The sequence below is a fragment of the Cupriavidus sp. GW823-FHT06D04 genome, from assembly GCF_058795055.1.
This window is the reverse complement of the sequence record NZ_JBXAHL010000131.1, coordinates 1-560: the sequence shown is the minus strand read 5'-3', so window position 1 is coordinate 560 and position 560 is coordinate 1. Positions and strand designations below refer to the sequence as shown.

1 protein-coding gene is annotated in these 560 nt (G+C 66.8%); it reads right to left on the bottom strand.

What is annotated here, in order from left to right; translation table 11 throughout:
• Positions 1-342, bottom strand: a 342-nt coding sequence (locus AC1Q7H_RS39915; protein ID WP_492316568.1) for an MFS transporter, incomplete at its 3' end; no start/stop codon positions are given.
• Between the last annotated feature and the right edge of the window lie 218 nt (positions 343-560).

The window sequence follows — 560 nt, the reverse complement described above, 5'->3', positions numbered from 1 at the left end:
GGCGCCGAACCACGCCACCGACAGGACCAGCACACGACGCCGGCCGATGCGATCGGCAAGCGGACCACAAAGAAAGGCGCCGGTCATCAGCCCGAGCAGCCCGGCGGAGAACAGCGGCCCCAGTGCCACCATCGACAGCGACCATTCGGCGCGGATATGGGGGGCAAGGAAGCCAATAATGGCAATATCGAAGCCGTCTAGTGCGACGATCGCAAAGCACAGCGCGATGATGCGCAATTGCAGGCCGGACAGGCGCGCCGAGTCGATGAACTCGCGTACGTTGACGGCGGCGCGCGCAGGGGCGCCGGCCGCCGCACCGCGGGGGGCGGATGGGGCAGTCATGTTGTCTCCTGGGATGGTCAACGCACAGCCGCTATGCTGCGGCTTGTGCGGGTAAGGCACTGAGGTTCGCGCTTCAGCCGATGGCTATGCCGCGGCGCGCGCAGCGTTGGGCTGGTGATAGCCACCCGCCTCCACGCGGGCGATAAATTCCGGGTCGCGCTGGCGCAGGTCTTCATGTGTGACCCTGCCGGTGCGCAGCATGTAGTCGTAGGCGAACG